At 69.5% G+C, this 2,432-nt stretch carries 2 protein-coding genes; both read left to right on the plus strand.

Features of this window, described 5'->3' with window-relative positions:
• Positions 1-960 (plus strand): methyltetrahydrofolate cobalamin methyltransferase (locus EQG76_RS02195; protein ID WP_159710205.1); only part of this gene is annotated, 960 nt, incomplete at its 5' end.
• Positions 954-2,432 (plus strand): ASKHA domain-containing protein (locus EQG76_RS02200; protein ID WP_159710207.1); only part of this gene is annotated, 1,479 nt, incomplete at its 3' end. The genes EQG76_RS02195 and EQG76_RS02200, both read left to right, overlap by 7 nt.

Below are 2,432 nucleotides of genomic sequence, written 5' to 3' on the forward strand. Positions count from 1 at the left end.
ACCCGCACCGTCGTGTCCTCCCGCACCAAGACCGTCACGATCGGCTTCGACCAGCCGTTCTGCGTGATCGGCGAGCGGATCAACCCGACCGGGCGCAAGAAGCTGGCGGCCGAGATGGCGGCCGGCGACTTCTCCACGGTGGAGCGCGACGCCCTGGCCCAGGTCGCGGCCGGCGCGCACATGCTGGACGTGAATGCCGGCATCCCGCTGGCCGACGAGCCGGCGATCCTGGCCGCTACCATCAAGCTGGTACAGTCGCTCACCGACGTGCCGCTCTCGATCGACAGCTCGATCGTGGCGGCCCTGGAGGCGGGCCTCGCGGTCTATCAGGGCCGCCCGCTGCTGAACTCGGTGACCGGTGAGGAGGAGCGGCTGGAGGCGGTGTTGCCGCTGGTCAAGAAGTACGACTGCGCGGTGGTCGCCATCTCCAACGACGAGACCGGCATCTCCGAGGATCCGGACGTGCGCTTCGAGGTGGCGAAGAAGATCGTCCACCATGCCGCCGATTACGGGATCAAGCCGCACGACATCGTGGTCGACCCGCTGGTCATGCCGATCGGGGCACTCGGCAATGCCGGCGTGGCCGCGTTCCGGCTGATCCGCCGGCTGCGCGAGGAACTCAAGGTCAACACGACCTGCGGCGCCTCCAATGTCAGCTTCGGCCTGCCGAACCGACACGGGCTGAACGCCAACTTCCTGGCCATGGCCGCTGGTGCCGGCATGACCTCGGCGATCATGAACCCGCTGCACGAGCCCGAGATGCACGCGATCATGGGTGCCGACGTGATGCTCGGCAACGACCCGCACTGTGCCAAGTGGCTGTCGAAGTTCCGCGAGCCAGCACCGGAAGGCGGCAACGGTGGCCGGGGCGAGCGCGGCGAGCGCCGCCGCCGCCGCAGCGCTGCCGCCGCCGAAGCCCCCGCTGCCTCCGCCGACCCGAGCGAGATCCTGCCATCGTGACCGACGCCCTCGTCGTCTTCACCCCGTCCGGCAAGCGTGGCCGGTTCCCCGTCGGCACGAAGCTGCTGGAGGCCGCGCGCAAGCTGGGCGTCGACATCGATTCGGTTTGCGGCGGCCGGGCCCTGTGCGGCCGCTGCCAGGTGACGGTCGGCGAGGGCTCGTTCGCCAAGCACGGCATCCATTCCTCGGCGGCCCACCTGAACGGCTTCACGGCGACCGAGGAGCGCTACCGGCAGCGCAAGGGCATGGTCGAGGGCCGGCGCCTGTCCTGCCAGAGCCTGCTCGAAGGCGACGTCGTGATCGACGTGCCGCCGGAAAGCCAGGTCCACAAGCAGGTGGTGCGCAAGCGGGCCGAAGTCCGCGAGATCGCGCTCGACCCGGTGACCACCCTGCACTTCGTCGAGGTGCAGGAGCCGGACATGCACGACCCGCGTGGCGACCTGGAGCGCCTCCTAGAGGCGTTGCGCACCCAGTGGCAGCTGGAGGGGCTGACCGCCGATCTCCATGTCCTCCAGGGCCTGCAGAAGGCGCTGCGCAAGGGCGGCTGGCAGGTCACCGCTGCGGTGCGTGACGGAAGGCGGATCGTCTCGGTCTGGCCAAGCCTGGTGGAACGTATCTTCGGCTTGGCGGTCGATATCGGTTCCACCACCATCGCCGCCCATCTGTGCGACCTCGGCACCGGCGAGGTCGTGGCGTCCTCCGGCCTCATGAACCCGCAGATCCGCTTCGGCGAGGATCTGATGAGCCGGGTGTCCTACGTCATGATGAACCCGGGCGGCGAGGTCGAGATGACCGCCGCGGTCCGGGAAGCCCTGGCGACGCTGGCCGGCGAGGTGGCGCGCGAGGCCGGGGTCGACCCGGACCTGATCATGGATGCGGTCCTGGTCGGCAACCCGGTCATGCACCACCTGCTGCTGGGGATCGATCCCACGGAACTGGGCGGCGCACCCTTCGCCCTGGCGCTGGACAGTGCCCTGGACCTGCGCGCCGCCGATCTGGGCCTGGACGGCGCCATCAACCGGGGTTCCGGGGTCTATGTGCTGCCCTGCATCGCCGGCCATGTCGGCGCGGATGCGGCGGGCGTCGTCCTTTCCGAGTCGCCCTATCTGCGCGACGAGGTCTCGCTGGTGGTGGATGTCGGCACCAATGCCGAGATCGTGCTGGGCAACAAGGACAGGCTGCTGGCCTGCTCCTCGCCGACGGGACCTGCCTTCGAGGGTGCGCAGATCTCCGGCGGGCAGCGTGCGGCGCCGGGTGCGATCGAGCGGGTGCGGATCGACCGCCAAACGCTGGAGCCGCGCTTCAAGGTGATCGGCTGCGACCTGTGGTCGGACGATCCGGGCTTCGCAGCGGCCACGCGCAAGACCGGTGTGACCGGCATCTGCGGCTCCGGCATCATTGAGGTGCTGGCCGAGATGTTCCTGTGCGGCATCATCAGCAAGGACGGCGTGATCGACGGCGCCATGGCGGCC

This window comes from Geminicoccus flavidas (assembly GCF_009806515.1).
GTDB lineage: Bacteria > Pseudomonadota > Alphaproteobacteria > Geminicoccales > Geminicoccaceae > Geminicoccus > Geminicoccus flavidus.